This is a genomic window from Streptomyces sp. NPDC048288 (assembly GCF_043201555.1).
Lineage (GTDB): Bacteria > Actinomycetota > Actinomycetes > Streptomycetales > Streptomycetaceae > Streptomyces.
Window position 1 is genome coordinate 37,118 of the sequence record NZ_JBICZD010000004.1, and the last position, 16,601, is coordinate 53,718.

Genomic DNA, 16,601 nt, shown 5'->3' on the forward strand with positions numbered 1-16,601 from the left:
ACCGCACATGCCTCCTGCCCTGCCGCGCTTCGGCGTCAACTACACCCCCAGCGAAGGGTGGTTCCACCACTGGCTCGACTTCGACCTGGACTCGGTCCGCGCCGACCTCGACTCGATCGCCGCGCTCGGCCTGGACCACATCAGGGTCTTCCCGCTGTGGCCCTACTTCCAGCCCAACCGCACCCTGATCCGCCCGCGCGCCGTCGAACAGCTCCTCGCCCTCGCCGACGCGGCCGCCGAACGCGGCCTGGACGTCAACGTCGACGGCCTGCAGGGCCACCTGAGCAGCTTCGACTTCCTGCCCGCATGGACCCGCACCTGGCACCGGCGCAACCTCTTCACCGACCCGGACGCGGTCGACGCGGAGGCCGACTATCTGCGCACCCTCGCCGCCGCCCTCGCGGACCGGCCCAACTTCATCGGGATGACCGTCGGCAACGAGGTCAACCAGTTCGCCGCCGGCCCGCATCCGGATCCGGACCGGATCACCGAGCAGGAGGCGGAGCGTTGGCTGGTACGGCTGCTCGCCGCCTGCGCCGAGGGCGCCCCGGACAAGCTCCATCTGCACGCCTCCTACGACGCCGCCTGGTACCAGGACGACCAGCCCTTCACCCCCGACCACTCGGCCCGGCTCGGCGACCTCACCGCCGTGCACTCCTGGGTGTTCAACGGCACCGCCCAGCGCCACGGCCGCACCGCCTTGCAGACCGGTCAACACGGCGCGTACCTGGTGGAGTTGAGCAAGGCCTGGGCCCACCGGCCGGACCGGCCCGTCTGGCTCCAGGAGGTGGGCGCGCCCGCACCGCTGATCCCCGCCGAGCACGCGGCGGCCTTCGCCGAGGCGACGATCACCGCCGTACTGGACTGTCCCGACCTGTGGGGCATCACCTGGTGGTGCTCCCACGACGTCAGCCGCGCCCTCGCCGACTTCCCCGAACTCGAATACGGTCTGGGCCTGTTGACCAACGACCGCAAACCCAAGGACATCGCCCACGTCCTCGCGGCGGCCGAGCCCGCCACGGCGACGGTCCGCCGTACGGCTCTCGTCGTACCCGCCGACCCGGCCCTGCGCTCCCGGTGCGCACCCGGCGGACCCGTCTTCGACGCCTGGTTCCGGCTCGCCGCCGACGGCGCCCGCCCCACCACCGTCCTCGACACCCGCGCGGCCGACCGGGACCATCTCACCGCGCGCGGCATCACCGAAGTCGTCACTCCCGACCAGGTACTCCCCACCCCACAAGGAGGCACCCGCTCGTGAACCCCAGCAGACGCACCGTCCTGATCGCCGCCACCGCGGCGGCCTTTCTACCCACCCCCGCCACGGCCGCGGCCTCGAAGGCCACCGAGGCCGCCGCCACGGCCACCCCGCCGTACGCCGCCTACTTCTACCCGGACTCCTTCCCGTCCGGCAGCCCCGGCACCGGGATCACCTGGCGCAGCCTGAAGACCTGGACGGCGGCCGGCGACCCCGACCTCGCCTTCAACGCGTCCTCCGTGCCGCTCGCCGCCCGCTTCACCCCGACCCCCGCCAACACCACCGCCCGCTCCGGGCAGGCCCGCGTCCAGTCGCTGGTGTCCTTCGGCCCCACCTCCGGCAACCCCTCCCAGGGCTCGGCCACCGCCGACTACTACGCCCTCACCCACTGGGCCTACCTCGACGAACTGGTCTTCTGGGGCGGCTCGGCCGGCGAGGGGCTGATCCTCGCCCCGAACGCGCCGATCGTCGACGCCGCCCACCGGCACGGCGTGCCCGTCCTCGGCAACATCTTCCTGCCGCCCACCGCCTACGGCGGTCAGCTCCAGTGGACCCGCGACCTGGTCCAGAAGGACTCCGCCGGGCACTTTCCCCTCGCGGCTCAACTCGTCGCCCTGGCCGCCGCCTACGGCTTCGACGGCTGGTTCGTGAACGCCGAGACCGGCGGCGGCAACACCGCCCTCGGCACCGACATGCTCGGCTTCGTCACCGAGCTGAAGTCGCTCGCGGCCGCCCAGGGACAACGTGTGACCTGGTACGACGCGATGACCGTGAACGGCGCGGTCAGCTGGCAGGGTGCGCTGAACAGCCAGAACCAGGCCTTCTTCCAGGCCGCCGACGACATGTTCGTGGACTTCCGGTGGAGCACCTCGACCCTGGCCTCCTCGGGCACCAAGGCCGTCCAACTCGGCCGCACTCGCTACGAGTTGTGGGCCGGTGTCGACGTCGAGTCCAACGGCTCCAACACCTCCGTGAACTGGGACGCGATGGTGCCCAGCGGCTCGGCGCACATCACCTCGATCGGCTTCTACCGCCCCGAGTGGACCCGCAACCACCTCCCCGCGAGCCGCACCCCCGGCGACTTCCACGCCGCCGACGACCGCTTCTGGACCGGACGGTCACTCGACCCCGCCCGGCCCGACAGCACGGACCCCTGGCGGGCGCCGGCCGTGTCGGTGGCGGACCGGTCGACGGTGTCGGCGGTGCCGTTCGCCAGCGTCTTCAACACGGGCCACGGGCTGCGCTGGTACGAGGACGGGGAGGTCGCCTCGGACACGCCCTGGAACCACCTCGGGCTGCAGGACCGGCTGCCGTCCCGGCGGTGGGCGCTGCGCACGGCGGGTACCAGGCCGACGGTGACCCTCGACTTCTCCGCCGCCTGGCGGGGCGGCAGCAGCGTGCTGGTGAACGGCACCCTGGACCAGCCCGTGGTCCTGGACCTGTACGCGACCCGGCTGCCGATCTCGGCCGGGACGGTGGTCGAGCTGACGTACCGGACCGACGCCGGCGACGTGGACGTCGAACTCGCCGTCGCCACCGCCGAGCCGGACGGCGCCGGCGCGGCACCGCCGTACACCTATCTGCCGGTGGAATCGGGCGACGGCGGCTGGTCGACCGCGACCGTCCCGCTCACCGGCCTCTCCGGCACCGTCCACGCCCTCGGCGTCCGCCTCACGGCGAGCGCCGGACCCGTGCAGTGGCGGCTCGGCGGGATCGCCGTACGGGACGCGGTGAGTACGCCGTCCGCCCCCGCCGCCGCGCAGATCACCGCGGCCGACGGCGGTAGCCTGCGCCTCGCCTGGGACGCGGCCCCCGGCGCGGTGCGCCACTACACCCTGCACCGGCTGCTGCCCGACGGCTCCCGGCGCTTCCTCGGCGCCACCGGCCAGCGGGCCTTCTACCTCACCGGGCTCCAGCCGGAGCAGGGCGAGGAGACGGCACGGTTCGAAGTGCGCGCGGTAGGGGAGCTGTACACCTCGTCGGACCCCGTGACCGTCACGCACACCTGGTAACCGGTAACGAACAAACGGAGCACCCCACATGCATGACGACCGCAGCCTGGTCGAAGCCCGCCTGAGGCGCGTCCTCGACGAGCGCATCCGCCCCGCCGTGTACCCCGAGTCCGTGCCGCTCGACGTCGCCGTCTGGCACGCCCCCGGCGAACCCGTGCCGGTCGACGAGGGGCTCGCGGCCGAGCCCGAGCCGATCGCGGTGGGCGCCCGGTGGGGTGCTCCGTGGGGCACCAGCTGGTTCCGGGTGACCGGAACCGTCCCCGAGGAGTGGGCGGGCCGGACCGTGGAGGCCCTGCTCGACCTCGGCTTCGACGAGAACATGCCCGGCTTCCAGTGCGAGGGCCTGGTCTACCGGCCCGACGGCACCCCGGTGAAGGGCCTCAACCCACGCAACCAGTGGGTCCGCGTCGGCACCCCGGCCGAGGGCGGCGAGGAGGTACGGCTGCACATCGAGGCCGCCTCCAACCCCGTCATCCTCGACTACCACCCCTTCCGGCCCACCCCGCTCGGCGACAAGGACACCGCCGGCCAAGAGCCGCAGTACACGCTCACCCGGATGGACCTGGCCGTCTTCGACGAGACCGTGTGGAACCTGGTGATCGACCTGGAGGTGCTCGGCGAACTGATGGCCGAACTGCCGGCCGACGGGGCACGCCGCTACGAGATCCTGCGCGCGGTCGAACGCGCCCTGGACGCCGTCGACCTCCAGGACGTGGGCGGTACGGCGGCCCGCGCCCGTTCCCTCCTCGCCGACGTCCTCGCCGTGCCCGCCGCGCCCTCCGCCCACCGGATCAGCGCCGTCGGCCACGCCCACATCGACTCGGCCTGGCTGTGGCCGCTGCGCGAGACGGTCCGCAAGGTCGCCCGCACCACCGCCAACATGACCGCCCTCATCGAGGACGAGCCCGACTTCGTGTTCGCCATGTCCCAGGCCCAGCAGTGGGCGTGGGTGAAGGAGCACCGGCCCGAGGTGTGGGCGCGGGTGAAGAAGGCGGTCGCGGAGGGGCGGTTCGTGCCGGCCGGCGGGATGTGGGTGGAGTCGGACACCAACATGCCCGGCTCGGAGGCGATGGCCCGTCAGTTCGTGCACGGCAAGCGGTTCTTCCTCGACGAGTTCGGCATCGAGAACGACGAGGCCTGGCTGCCCGACACCTTCGGCTTCGCCGCCGGACTGCCCCAGATCATCCGGGCGGCGGGCTCGACCCGGCTCCTCACCCAGAAGATCTCCTGGTCCCAGACGAACAAGTTCCCGCACCACACCTTCCAGTGGGAGGGCATCGACGGCACCCGGATCTTCACCCACTTCCCGCCCGTCGACACCTACAACTGCTCGATGAAGGGCAGCGAACTCGCCCACGCGGCCCGCAACTTCAAGGACAAGGGCCGGGCCCGGCACTCCCTCGCACCGACCGGATGGGGCGACGGAGGCGGCGGCACGACCCGCGAGATGGTCGCCAGGGCGGCCCGGGTCCGCGACCTGGAGGGCGCGCCGACCGTCGTCTGGGAGACCCCCGAGGCGTTCTTCGACCAGGCGCAGGCCGAGTACCCGAACCCGCCCGTCTGGGTCGGCGAGCTCTACCTCGAACTGCACCGCGCCACCCTCACCAGCCAGGCACAGACCAAACAGGGCAACCGGCGCAGCGAACACCTCCTGCGGGAGGCCGAACTGTGGGCGGCCACCGCCGCCGTGCGCACCGGATTCCCCTACCCCTACGAGGACCTGGACCGCATCTGGAAGACGGTCCTGCTCCACCAGTTCCACGACATCCTGCCCGGCTCGTCGATCGCCTGGGTGCACCGCGAGGCCCGGGCGACCTACCGGCGGATCGCCGCCGAACTGAACGAGATCATCGACGCGGCCCAGCGGGCCCTGGCGGGGGAGGGGGACCGGCCCCTGGTCTTCAACTCGGCCCCGCACGGCAGGAACGGCGTGCCCGCCGCGGGCGCCGCCGTCGCCCAGCCCTCCGGCGGCGTGACCCGGTCGGAACGGCCCGAGGGCGGCCACGTCCTCGCCAACGGCCTCCTGCGCATCGAGATCGACGCCCGCGGCCTGGTCGTCTCCGCCTACGACCTCGACGCCGACCGCGAGACCGTCGCCCCCGGCACGGCCGCCAACCTCCTCCAACTCCACCCGGACTTCCCCAACATGTGGGACGCCTGGGACGTCGACGCCTTCTACCGCAACGCCGTCACCGACCTCACGGACACCGACGAGCTCACCGCCGACGACCAGGGCGTCCGGATCGTACGGTCCTTCGGCTCGTCCCGGGTCACCCAGGTGCTGTCACTGGCACCCGGCGAACGCCGGCTCCTCATCGACACGGAGGTGGACTGGCACGAGACGGAGAAGTTCCTGAAGCTGGCGTTCCCGCTGGACGTGCACGCCGAACGGTACGCGTCCGAGACCCAGTTCGGGCACTTCCACCGCCCCACCCACACCAACACCTCGTGGGAGGCCGCCAAGTTCGAGGCCTGCAACCACCGCTTCATCCAGCTGGCCGAACCCGGCTGGGGCGTGGCCGTCGTCAACGACTCGACCTACGGCCACGACGTGACGCGCAGCGTCCGTACGGACACCGACCGGTCCACGACGACCACCGTCCGCGTCTCCCTCCTCCGCGCCCCCCGCTTCCCCGACCCCGAGACCGACCAGGGCATCCACCGCTTCCGGCACGCCCTGGTCCCGGGCGCCGACATCGCCGACGCGGTCCGGGAGGGCTGGCGGATCAACCTGCCGGAGCGCGCACTGACGGGCGGGCAGGACGTGCCCCCGCTCGTGACGGTGGACAACGAGGCCGTGGTCATCACGGCCGTGAAGCTCGCCGACGACGGCACCGGCGACGTGGTGGTCCGCTTCCACGAGGCCCACGGCGGCAGGGCGCGAGCGACCCTCACGGCGGGCTTCGAGGTCGCGGACGTAAAGACGACGGATCTCTTGGAGCGAGCGTTGACGGATGCGCCGGAGCGTTCTGGCAACAGCGTCAAACTGCGCCTGCGCCCGTTCGAGTTGGTGACCCTACGACTGAGTCGAGCATGAGCGCCCCATAGGGGCGCGGGGAACTGCGCGCTCAGCCCCCACCCACCCGCACCCGACATCACAACGGTCTAACCCCCTATCCGCTGTGCGCGCAACCACTCCTCCACCTCACCCACATGCGCAGCCGCCGCAGCCCTCGCCGCCTCCGGATCCCGGGCGACGAGGGCCCGGTGGATCGCCGCATGCTCCCGCCGCGTCCGCGCGAACGCCCCCTCCTCCTGGTACCCCCGCCACACCCGGGCCCGGAACGTCCGGGACGACAGCCCCTCCAGAATCGCGGCCATCGTGTCGTTCCCGGCCGCCCCCGCGATCACCCGGTGGAACGCGAGATCGTGGGCGAGGATCTCCTCGGGATCGTCCGTCGCGTTCATCGCGGCAAGATGCTTCTCCACCTCGGCCAGCTGATCGGCGCTGATCCGCGCGGCGGCCAGCGCCGTCGCCGTCGACTCAAGGACCCGCCGCACCTCAAGCAGCTCCACCAGCCGGGGCCCGCGGGACAGGTCGGCGACCACCCCGAACGTCTCCAGCAGGTCACCCGCCTCCAGCTGGGTGACGTAGATCCCGGAGCCGTGCCGGGCCTCCAGCACGCCCAGGACCGTCAGCGCGCGGATCGCCTCGCGCATCGAGCTGCGGGAGATGCCCAGCTGGGCGGCGAGATCCCGTTCCGTCGGCAGCCGCTGGCCCGGCTCCAGGCGGCCCTCCCCGATCATCGCCTTGATCTGCTCGATGGCGCGCTGCGTCACCGTGCCCTTCTGCGGGGCCGCCTCGTCCACACCGCGCTCGTCCACACCGCTCCTCCTGTCGCCGTGGGCCGCAGTCTAGCCAGCGAGGTGGTCGGACCACTATGGCTCTTTCGACGGGAAAATCGCGTCCGCAGGGTGTTGAAAGCGCCGAGTGGTCTGATAAGTATGCGGGCATCTGCTCGAACACGCTCGATGAGGAGCTGCCAGATGCCCGGCAGAACACTGAGGAAGCGGAACAGGTACCGGATCACCGGCGCGGCGGCCCTGGCCGTCGGTGCCTCGCTGATGCTCGCCGCGTGCGGCAGCACCAAGGACACCGGCAGCGGCAGCGCCGGTGGCGGCGGCACCGGCAAGGTCGGGGTGATCCTGCCCCTGCTGACCTCGCCGTTCTGGCAGTCGTACAACGACTACGTGCCGAAGATGGCGAAGTCCGAGGGGGTCGACGCGCTGAAGACGGTCAACTCCAACAGCGACCCCTCGCAGCAGATCACCGACATCAACAACGAGCTGAACCAGGGCGTGAAGGGGCTGGTCGTCGCCCCGCTGGACAGCGCCGCCATCGAGGCCGGCCTCGACCAGGCCGAGCGCAAGGGCGTGCCCGTGGTCGCCGTGGACGTGGCGCCCGACAAGGGCAAGGTCGCCATGGTCGTACGCGCCGACAACGTCGCCTACGGCGAGAAGGCCTGCGAGTACCTCGGCGCGCACATCACCAGCGGCAAGGTCGTGCAGATCATGGGCGACCTGGCCTCGGTCAACGGCCGGGACCGCTCCGAGGCGTTCCGCTCCTGTGTGAAGCAGAAGTACCCGAAGCTCAAGGTCCTGGAGATCCCCGCCAAGTGGGAGTCCGACACGGCCGCCTCCCAGCTGGGCACCCTGCTCAACGCCAACCCCGACATCAAGGGCATCTACATGCAGGCTGGCGGTGTCTACCTCGCCCCGACCCTGCAGACCCTGAAGTCCAAGGGCATGCTCAAGACGGCCGGGCAGAGCGGGCACATAGTGATCGTCTCCAACGACGGCATCCCGCAGGAGTTCGACGCCATCCGCAAGGGCCAGATCGACGCGACCGTCTCCCAGCCCGCCGACGCCTACGCCAAGTACGGCATGTACTACATCAAGGCGGCGATGGAGGGGAAGACCTTCAAGCCGGGTCCGACCGACCACGACTCGACGATCGTCAAGCTGTCCAGCGGGATCCTGGAGGACCAGCTGCCGGCGCCCCTGGTCACCAAGGACAACGTGGACGACCCGAAGCTGTGGGGCAACACGGTCAAATGATCACGCCACTCGTTGAGGCCCGGGACATCGTCAAGCGGTACGGCCCCACCGTCGCCCTCGCCGACGGCCGGCTCACCGTGCTGCCCGGCGAGTCCCACGCCCTCGTCGGCCGCAACGGCGCCGGCAAGTCCACCCTGGTCAACGTCCTCACCGGCCTGCAGGCCCCGGACGAGGGCACGGTCCGCTTCGACGGCGAACCCGCGCCCGCGCTCGCCGACCGGGACGCCTGGCGGCGCAAGGTGGCCTGCGTCTACCAGAAGCCGACCGTCGTACCGGAACTGACGGTCGCCGAGAACCTCTTCATCAACCGGCAGCCGCTGCAGCGGGGATTCATCAGCTGGCGGCGGCTGCGCGGGGAGGCCGCCGCGCTGCTCGACACCTGGGACGTGCACGTCGACCCCGAGGCCCGCACCGCCGACCTCAAGGTCGAGGACCGGCAGATGGTCGAGATCGCCCGGGCGCTGAGCTTCGGCGCCCGGTTCATCGTCCTCGACGAACCGACCGCGCAGCTCGACAACCGGGAGATCGAGCGGCTGTTCGGCCGGATGCGGGCGCTGCAGGACTCGGGCGTGACCTTCCTGTTCATCTCGCACCACCTCCAGGAGGTCTACGAGGTCTGCCAGACCGTCACCGTCCTCCGCGACGCCCGCTGGATCACCACCGCCCCCGTCGCCGACCTGCCCAGGGCCGCCCTGGTGGAGGCGATGGCGGGGGAGGCGGTGACCGGGCAGGAGCAGCGGGCGCGGGACGCGGTGCCCGCCGGGGCGCCCGTCGTCCTCAGCACCAGCGGGCTCACGTCGGAGGCGTACGACGGCATCGATCTCACCGTCCGCGGCGGCGAGGTCGTCGGTCTGGCCGGCACCAGCGGCAGCGGCAAGATCGAACTCGCCGAGACCATCGCCGGGCTGCGCACCCCGACCGGCGGGACCGCGCGGCTGCGGGACCAGCGGCTGCCGTTCGGCGACGTACGGGCCGCGCTGAGGGCCGGTGTCGGCTTCGTGCCCCGCGACCGGCACGACCAGGGCCTGGTCCCCGGCATGAGCATCGGCGACAACGCCACCATGACCGTGCTCGACCGGCTGGGCCGGCACGGGTTCGTCGGCACCGACCGCAAGCGCGGGTTCGCCACCGGACTGATCGAACGCCTCGACATCCACGCCGAGGGCCCCGAACAGCCCGTCTCCGACCTGTCCGGCGGCAACGCGCAGAAGGTCGTCATGGCCCGCGCCCTGGCCTCCGACCCCCGGCTGCTCGTCCTGGTCAACCCCACCGCGGGCGTGGACGTGAAGTCCAAGGAGTCCCTGCTGGCCCGGGTGGACAGCGCCCGCGAGGACGGCACCGCCGTGCTGGTCGTCTCCGACGAACTCGACGACCTGCGGCGCTGCGACCGCGTCCTCGTCCTCTTCCACGGCCGGATCGTCGCCGAACACCCGGCCGGCTGGCACGACCACGAGCTGATCGCCTCCATAGAAGGAGTGGACCATGGCTGAGACCAAGGCTCCGCCGCTCACCCCGGTACGCTCCCCGGACCCGCGCGCGGCCCGTACCGTCCTGCTGCGCCGGGCCCGTGAACTCGCCCTCGTCCCCGCCCTGTTGCTGCTCATGGTGCTCGGCGCGGTGGTCAACGACTCGTTCCTCACCGAGCGCAACCTGATCTCCATCCTCGGTGCCTCCGCGGCCCTCGCGATGGTGGTGCTCGCCGAGTCGCTGGTGCTGATCACCGGCAAGTTCGACCTCTCCCTGGAGTCGGTCGTCGGCATCGCGCCCGCCGTCGGCGCGCTGCTCGTGCTGCCCTCCGCGGAGTCCGGCTGGGGCACGGAGCTCCCGGCGCCCCTCGCCCTGCTGGCGATCCTGGTGGTCGGCGCGGCCGTCGGCGCCTTCAACGGCATCCTGGTCGTGAAGTTCAAGCTCAACGCGTTCATCGTGACGCTGGCGATGCTGATCGTGCTGCGCGGTGTGCTGGTCGGCGCCACCAAGGGCAAGACGCTGTTCGGGATGCCCGACAGCTTCTTCACCCTGGCCACCACCACCTTCCTCAACGTCCCGATGTCGGTGTGGCTGGCCGCGGTCGCCTTCGCGGTCACCGGGCTCGTCCTCAGGTACCACCGCGTCGGCCGCGCCCTCTACGCCATCGGCGGCAACGCCGACGCGGCCCGCGCCGCCGGCATCCGCGTCGACCGGGTGATGCTCGGGGTCTTCGTGGTGGCCGGGGTGCTCGCCTCGGTCGGCGGGATCATGCAGACCGGGTACGTGGGCGCGATCAGCGCCAACCAGGGCAACAACATGATCTTCACGGTGTTCGCGGCGGCGGTGATCGGCGGCATCAGCCTGGACGGCGGCAAGGGCACCATGTTCGGCGCGCTGACCGGCGTACTCCTCCTGGGTGTCGTACAGAACCTGCTCACCCTGGCGCAGGTGCCGTCGTTCTGGATCCAGGCCATCTACGGCGGCATCATCCTGGTCGCCCTCATGATCGCCCGTGTCACCACGGGACGGGCGCAGGACTGAACCCCCGCGCCCCGAACTCCCCCCGACGGAAAGGCAGTCCGTGTCCCCGAGCCCCGGTTCCTCTGGTCGCGTCACCGCGGTCGACACCTATGACATCCGCTTCCCCACCTCGCGCGAGCTGGACGGCTCCGACGCGATGAACCCGGACCCCGACTACTCGGCGGCCTATGTCGTGCTGCGCACCGACGCGGGCGACGGGCACGAGGGGCACGGGTTCACGTTCACCATCGGGCGGGGCAACGACGTCCAGGTCGCCGCGATCGACGCGCTGCGGAACCATGTGCTCGGGCGCCCGGTCGACGAGATCTGCGACGACCCCGGATCGCTCTTCCAGGACCTGATCGGGGACAGTCAGCTGCGCTGGCTCGGCCCCGAGAAGGGCGTGATGCACATGGCGATCGGCGCGGTGATCAACGCCGTCTGGGACCTCGCCGCCCGCCGTGCCGGAAAGCCGCTGTGGCAGCTGCTCGCCGACGCCGAACCCGAGTGGATCGTCCGCCAGATCGACTTCCGCTACCTCACCGACGCCCTCACCCCCGAGGAGGCCCTCGACCTCCTGCGCCGGGGCCGCGAGGGCGCCGGGGAGCGCCGGGCCCGCCTCCTGGAGCGCGGCTTCCCCGCCTACACCACCTCCGCGGGCTGGCTCGGCTACGACGACGAGAAGCTCACCCGGCTGGCCGCCGAGGCGGTCGCCGACGGCTTCCGGCAGATCAAGCTGAAGGTCGGCGCCGACCTGGCGGACGACATCCGGCGCTGCCGGGTGGCCCGCGCGGTCGTCGGCCCGGACATCCGGATGGCCATCGACGCCAACCAGCGCTGGGACGTCGACGAGGCGATCCGCTGGACCAGGGCCCTCGCCGAGTTCGACCCGTACTGGATCGAGGAGCCCACCAGCCCCGACGACATCCTCGGCCACGCCGCGATCCGCCGGGCGGTCGCCCCGGTGAAGGTCGCCACCGGCGAACACGTCCAGAACCGGATCGTCTTCAAGCAGATGCTCCAGGCCGGTGCCCTCGACGTCGTCCAGATCGACGCGGCCCGGGTCGGCGGCGTCAACGAGAACCTCGCCATCCTGCTGCTGGCCGCCAAGTTCGGCGTCCCGGTCTGCCCGCACGCGGGCGGGGTCGGCCTGTGCGAACTCGTCCAGCACCTCTCGATGTTCGACTACCTGGCGGTCTCCGGCACCACCGAGGACCGGGTCATCGAGTACGTCGACCATCTGCACGACCACTTCCTCGATCCGGTGGTGATCCGCGAAGGTCACTACGCGGCACCCACCGCACCGGGCTTCTCGGCCGCCCTGCGACCGGAGTCCGTCGCGGAGTACACCTACCCCGGCGGCACCTTCTGGGCCGCCGACCCCGAGACTCAGAAGGGACAGGCGGCATGACCGACTTCGAGGGCCTCAGGGCCCTGGTCACCGGCGGCGCCTCCGGCATCGGGCGGGCCACCGCCGAACTCCTCGCCGAGCGCGGCGCCCAGGTCGCCGTCCTCGACCTCGACCCGTCCTCCGTGGAGAAGCCGCTGCTCGGCTTCCGGGCCGACGTCACCGACGACACCTCCGTGCGGACGGCCGTGGCGAGCGCCGTGGACGCACTGGGCGGCCTCGACGTGCTGATCAACAACGCGGGCATCGGCGCCCAGGGCACCGTCGAGGACAACGACGACGCCGAATGGCACCGCGTCTTCGACGTCAACGTCCTCGGCATGGTCCGCACCGCGCGCGCCGCCCTCCCGCACCTGCGCCGCTCCGCGCACGCGGCCGTCGTCAACACCTGCTCCATCGCCGCCACCGCAGGGCTGCCCCAGCGCGCCCTGTACAGCGCCACCAAGGGCGCGGTCTACTCGCTCACCCTGGCCATGGCCGCCGACCACGTTCGCGAGGGCGTCCGCGTCAACTGCGTCAACCCCGGCACGGTCGACACCCCGTGGATCGGCCGGCTGCTCGGCAAGGCCGCCGACCCGGCCGCCGAACGCGCCGCCCTGGAGGCCCGCCAGCCCACCGGCCGCCTGGTCTCCGCCCCCGAAGTGGCCCTCGCCATCGCCTACCTGGCGAGCCCCCTGTCCGGCGCCACCACAGGCACCTCCCTCGCCGTCGACGGCGGTATGCAGGGCCTGCGGCTGCGCCCGGCGGGCCGGTGAACGCCCTCGGCCGCAGCGGCGTCCGGGTCAGCCCCCTGGGCCTCGGCGCCGCCGTCATCGGCAACCTGTACACCGAGGTCCCGGACGAGCAGGCGCACGCCACCGTCGGCGCCGCCTGGCAGCAGGGCATCCGCTACTTCGACACCGCCCCGCACTACGGCCTCGGCCTGTCCGAACGGCGGCTGGGCGAGGCGCTGCGGGAGTACGACCGTACGGCCTACACGCTCTCCACCAAGGTCGGCCGGCGCCTGGAGCCCGGGCCCGGAGACGGCGACGACCTCGCCAACGGCTTCGCCGTGCCCGACACCCTCCGCCGGGTCTGGGACTTCACCGCCGACGGCATCCGCCGCACCCTGGAGGCCAGCCTGGAGCGGCTCGGCCTCGACCGGGTCGACGTCGTCTACCTCCACGACCCCGACGACCACGCCGAACAGGCCTTCCGCGAGGGCTACCCGGCCCTGGAGAAGCTCCGCTCCGAGGGGGTCGTGGGCGCGATCGGCGCCGGCATGAACCAGACCGCCATGCTCACCCGGTTCGTCCGCGACACCGACGTCGACGTGGTGCTGTGCGCGGGCCGCTACACCCTCCTCGACCAGAGCGCCCTCGCCGACCTGCTGCCGGCCGCCGGGGAACGCGGCGCCTCGGTGGTGATCGGCGGCGCCTTCAACTCCGGCCTGCTGGCGAACCCGACGCCGGACGCGACCTACAACTACACCCAGGCACCGCACGAGTTGCTCTCCCGCGCGCTGCGCCTCAAGTCGCTCGCCGAACAGCACGGCACCACCCTGCGCGCCGCCGCCCTCGCCTTCTGCGCCGCCCACCCGGCCGTGGCGAGCGTCCTGGTAGGCGCCCGCTCGGCGGCCGAGATCGAGGACGGCGCACGGCAGTTCGCCACGCCCGTGCCCGCCGCCTTCTGGCAGGAACTGCGCGCCACCGGCCTGCTGCCCGCCGACGCCCCCCTGCCGACGGAGGGTCCGGCATGAGAATCGCCCTGCACACCAGGGTCAGGGCGGACCGCGTCGCCGCCTACGAGGCCGCGCACCGTGAGGTCCCCGCCGAACTCACCGACGCCATCCGGGCGGCCGGTGTCACCTCCTGGACCATCTGGCGCAGCGGCACCGACCTCTTCCACGTCATCGACTGCGCGGACTACGGCCGCCTCCTCGGCGAACTGGAGAAGCTCCCGGTCAACATCGCCTGGCAGGCCCGGATGGCCGAACTCCTCGACGTCGTCCACGACTACTCCGAGGCGGGCGCGGACGCCGGCCTGCCCGTCGTATGGGAGCTGCCGTGACCATCGACGCCCACCACCACGTCTGGGACCTCTCGGTACGGGACCAGGACTGGATCCCCGAAGACAGCCCGCTCAGAAGAGGCTTCGGTCTCGCCGACCTCGAACCCGAGGCGCACGCGGCCGGTGTCACCCGCACCGTCCTCGTCCAGACGATCACCGTCCCCGAGGAGACCCCCGAGTTCCTCGCCCTCGCCGACGCCCACGACCTGATCGCCGGGGTCGTCGGCTGGACCGACCTGACCCGCCCCGGTGTCGCCGACGAACTCGCCCGGCTGCGCGAACTCCCCGGCGGCTCCTACCTGAAGGGCATCCGCCACCAGGTCCAGGGCGAGCCCGACCCCCGGTGGCTGCTGCGCCCGGACGTCGGCCGGGGGCTGAGCGCGCTCGCCGACGCGGGCCTGGTCTACGACCTGATCGTCCAGGCCCACCAGCTCCCCGCCGCCGTGCGGGCCGCCGAGTCCCATCCGCACCTCACCTTCGTCCTGGACCACCTGGGCAAGCCGCCCATCGCCTCCGGCGGCCTCGAACCCTGGGCCACCGCCGTCCGCGCCCTCGCCGCCCTCCCGAACACCTTCTGCAAACTCTCCGGCATGGTCACCGAGGCCGATCCCGCCTCCTGGACGGTCGGGGACCTCCGCCCGTACGCCGACACGGTCCTGGACGCCTTCGGTCCCGATCGCCTGATGTTCGGCTCGGACTGGCCGGTGTGCACCGCGGTCGCGACGTACGGCGAAGTCCTCGACGCGGCCACCCGGCTGATCGCACCAACCGACCGCACCGCCGTCCTCGAGACCACCGCCACCCGCGTCTACGGACTCTGAGACCGGCCGTCGTCCGCCAGCCGCGTCGGCGGCAGGAACTCCCGTACGTACGTCCGCTCCCAGCACGCGCCCGTCTCCCTCAGCTCCCGCCAACTGGTGTAGCGGTAGCGGAAGAGGCGGGCGCGGACGAAGTGCGGGGGCCGGTCCGGCGGGAAGGGGGAGCGGCGCAGCAGCCGCAGGGTGTCGCGGTCGTTCGCCAGGAGGCGTTCCACCAGGCCGCCGAACCACTCCCCGGCGTACGCGGGGGAGAGGGCCGCGAACCACATCAGCCAGTCCAGGCGGAGGTGGTAGGGGGCGAACTGGCGCGGCCAGTGCCGGGGATCGCCCGGCTTGCCCTTGAACTCGTACTCCCGCCACTGCGCGTCCTCGCGCGGGGTCCGGTCCAGGGTGCCCTCGACCACCACCTCGTAGCGGATCCGGCTGACGCTGCCGAACGCGCCGTAGGTGTTGACCAGGTGGAGCGGGTCGAAGGAGCGGTTCATGACCTGCCGGCGGGAGATCATGTTCCGCACCGGGTGGTAGCTCAGGAAGAGCAGCAGGGCGGTCACGGCGAGGACGGCCACCTCGTACCAGAGCGGGGCGGGCGGCGCCGCGCGGTGGCCGGCGGGCAGCCGGACGGCCGACAGGGCCAGCACGATGGTGATCCAGTTCAGCCAGGAGAAGTTGCCGGAGACCACCAGCCACAGCTGGGTGAGGATCATCAGGGACGCGGCCGCCGTCGCGACCGGCTGGGGGGTGAACAGCAGGACCGGGACGACGAGCTGGGTGACGTGGTTCGCGGCCACCTCGGCCTTGTGCACCGGCCCGGGCAGATGGTGGAAGAACCAGCTCAGCGGGCCCGGCATCGGCTGGGTCTCGTGGTGGTAGTGGAGGCAGGTCAGCTTCCGCCAGCAGGCGTCCCCGCGCATCTTGATCAGGCCCGCCCCGAACTCCACCCGGAACAGGATCCAGCGCAGCAGGAACAGCACGACGACCGGCGGGGCCACCTCGTCGTTGCCCAGGAAGACGGCGAGGAAGCCGGTCTCCAGGAGCAGGGACTCCCAGCCGAACGCGTACCAGGTCTGGCCGACGTTGACGATCGAGAGGTACAGGGCCCAGGGGAGCAGCCACAGCAGCATCCCGGCCCACAGGGGGAGCAGCGAGTCCGCGCCCGCCAGCAGGGCCGCCGACACCGCGCAGCCCGCCCAGGCGCAGGCCGCGAAGAACCGGTCCGAGTAGTACAGGTGGAACAGGCTCGGCGCCCGGCGGAACGGGATCCGTTCGACGTACCGGGGGATCGGCAGCATCCCGCGCTCGCCCAGCAGCGCCCGGAACTGCAGTGCCGCCACCAGGAACGCGCACAGGTACACCCCGGCCAGGGCCCGCTGGAAGACCAGCCAGCTCAGCCAGTACCCGGGTGCGGTGAACCAGTCCACGGCCGTGCGCTCCTGCCTTCTCCATGGTGCGGCCCCGGAGTCCGGACGGGCCTGTCACCCTGTGTACCGCGCCTCCCCGCTTGCGTAACCCGAGCG

At 71.9% G+C, this 16,601-nt stretch carries 13 protein-coding genes; 11 read left to right on the plus strand and 2 right to left on the minus strand.

Annotation, left to right across the window (positions count from 1 at the left end):
* The first annotated feature begins 7 nt into the window (after nucleotides 1-7).
* From ACGFZS_RS15675 to ACGFZS_RS15685, 3 genes are read left to right on the plus strand one after another with little or no spacing between them, the layout of a single operon-like run.
* The gene (locus ACGFZS_RS15675) at nucleotides 8-1,258 is read left to right on the plus strand and encodes a glycosyl hydrolase (protein ID WP_393795493.1); all 1,251 of its coding nucleotides are present in this window, start codon (nucleotides 8-10) and stop codon (nucleotides 1,256-1,258) included.
* The gene (locus tag ACGFZS_RS15680) at nucleotides 1,255-3,267 is read left to right on the plus strand and encodes an endo-beta-N-acetylglucosaminidase (protein WP_393795494.1); all 2,013 of its coding nucleotides are present in this window, start codon (nucleotides 1,255-1,257) and stop codon (nucleotides 3,265-3,267) included. Before ACGFZS_RS15675 ends, ACGFZS_RS15680 begins: the two co-directional genes overlap by 4 nt.
* Nucleotides 3,268-3,295: 28 nt before the next feature.
* A complete protein-coding gene (locus ACGFZS_RS15685) occupies nucleotides 3,296-6,304 on the plus strand; it encodes an alpha-mannosidase (RefSeq protein WP_393795495.1) in 3,009 nt (1,002 codons plus the stop codon).
* A gap of 68 nt (nucleotides 6,305-6,372) precedes the next feature.
* Here ACGFZS_RS15685 and ACGFZS_RS15690 read toward each other — a convergent pair whose 3' ends face one another.
* Entirely contained in the window at nucleotides 6,373-7,077 is a 705-nt protein-coding gene (locus ACGFZS_RS15690; protein ID WP_393796012.1) for a FadR/GntR family transcriptional regulator, read from the minus strand.
* Nucleotides 7,078-7,254: 177 nt separating this feature from the next.
* Between ACGFZS_RS15690 and ACGFZS_RS15695 the strand changes: the two genes are divergently transcribed.
* The 8 genes from ACGFZS_RS15695 to ACGFZS_RS15730 are packed head-to-tail and all read left to right on the plus strand — an operon-like array spanning nucleotide 7,255 to nucleotide 15,090.
* Nucleotides 7,255-8,325 (plus strand): sugar ABC transporter substrate-binding protein, encoded by a 1,071-nt coding sequence (locus tag ACGFZS_RS15695; protein WP_393795496.1) that lies wholly within the window; start codon nucleotides 7,255-7,257, stop codon nucleotides 8,323-8,325.
* Nucleotides 8,322-9,815, plus strand: coding sequence for a sugar ABC transporter ATP-binding protein (locus ACGFZS_RS15700; protein WP_393795497.1), 1,494 nt, complete (start codon nucleotides 8,322-8,324; stop codon nucleotides 9,813-9,815). Before ACGFZS_RS15695 ends, ACGFZS_RS15700 begins: the two co-directional genes overlap by 4 nt.
* Nucleotides 9,808-10,833, plus strand: a complete 1,026-nt coding sequence (locus ACGFZS_RS15705) for an ABC transporter permease (protein WP_393795498.1) — start codon at nucleotides 9,808-9,810, stop codon at nucleotides 10,831-10,833. The genes ACGFZS_RS15700 and ACGFZS_RS15705 overlap by 8 nt, the downstream gene beginning before the upstream one ends.
* A 40-nt stretch (nucleotides 10,834-10,873) precedes the next feature.
* Nucleotides 10,874-12,223, plus strand: a complete 1,350-nt coding sequence (locus ACGFZS_RS15710) for an L-fuconate dehydratase (protein WP_393795499.1) — start codon at nucleotides 10,874-10,876, stop codon at nucleotides 12,221-12,223.
* Complete coding sequence (locus ACGFZS_RS15715; RefSeq protein ID WP_393795500.1) at nucleotides 12,220-12,975, plus strand: SDR family NAD(P)-dependent oxidoreductase; 756 nt, start codon at nucleotides 12,220-12,222, stop codon at nucleotides 12,973-12,975. The genes ACGFZS_RS15710 and ACGFZS_RS15715 overlap by 4 nt, the downstream gene beginning before the upstream one ends.
* Nucleotides 12,972-13,958, plus strand: coding sequence for an aldo/keto reductase (locus ACGFZS_RS15720; protein WP_393795501.1), 987 nt, complete (start codon nucleotides 12,972-12,974; stop codon nucleotides 13,956-13,958). Before ACGFZS_RS15715 ends, ACGFZS_RS15720 begins: the two co-directional genes overlap by 4 nt.
* Nucleotides 13,955-14,269 (plus strand): L-rhamnose mutarotase, encoded by a 315-nt coding sequence (locus ACGFZS_RS15725; protein WP_393795502.1) that lies wholly within the window; start codon nucleotides 13,955-13,957, stop codon nucleotides 14,267-14,269. The genes ACGFZS_RS15720 and ACGFZS_RS15725 overlap by 4 nt, the downstream gene beginning before the upstream one ends.
* Entirely contained in the window at nucleotides 14,266-15,090 is an 825-nt protein-coding gene (locus ACGFZS_RS15730; protein ID WP_393795503.1) for an amidohydrolase family protein, read from the plus strand. Before ACGFZS_RS15725 ends, ACGFZS_RS15730 begins: the two co-directional genes overlap by 4 nt.
* Here the strand turns inward: ACGFZS_RS15730 and ACGFZS_RS15735 are convergent.
* Nucleotides 15,078-16,505, minus strand: coding sequence for a lipase maturation factor family protein (locus ACGFZS_RS15735; protein ID WP_393795504.1), 1,428 nt, complete (start codon nucleotides 16,503-16,505; stop codon nucleotides 15,078-15,080). The genes ACGFZS_RS15730 and ACGFZS_RS15735 overlap by 13 nt on opposite strands.
* Nucleotides 16,506-16,601 lie beyond the last annotated feature (96 nt).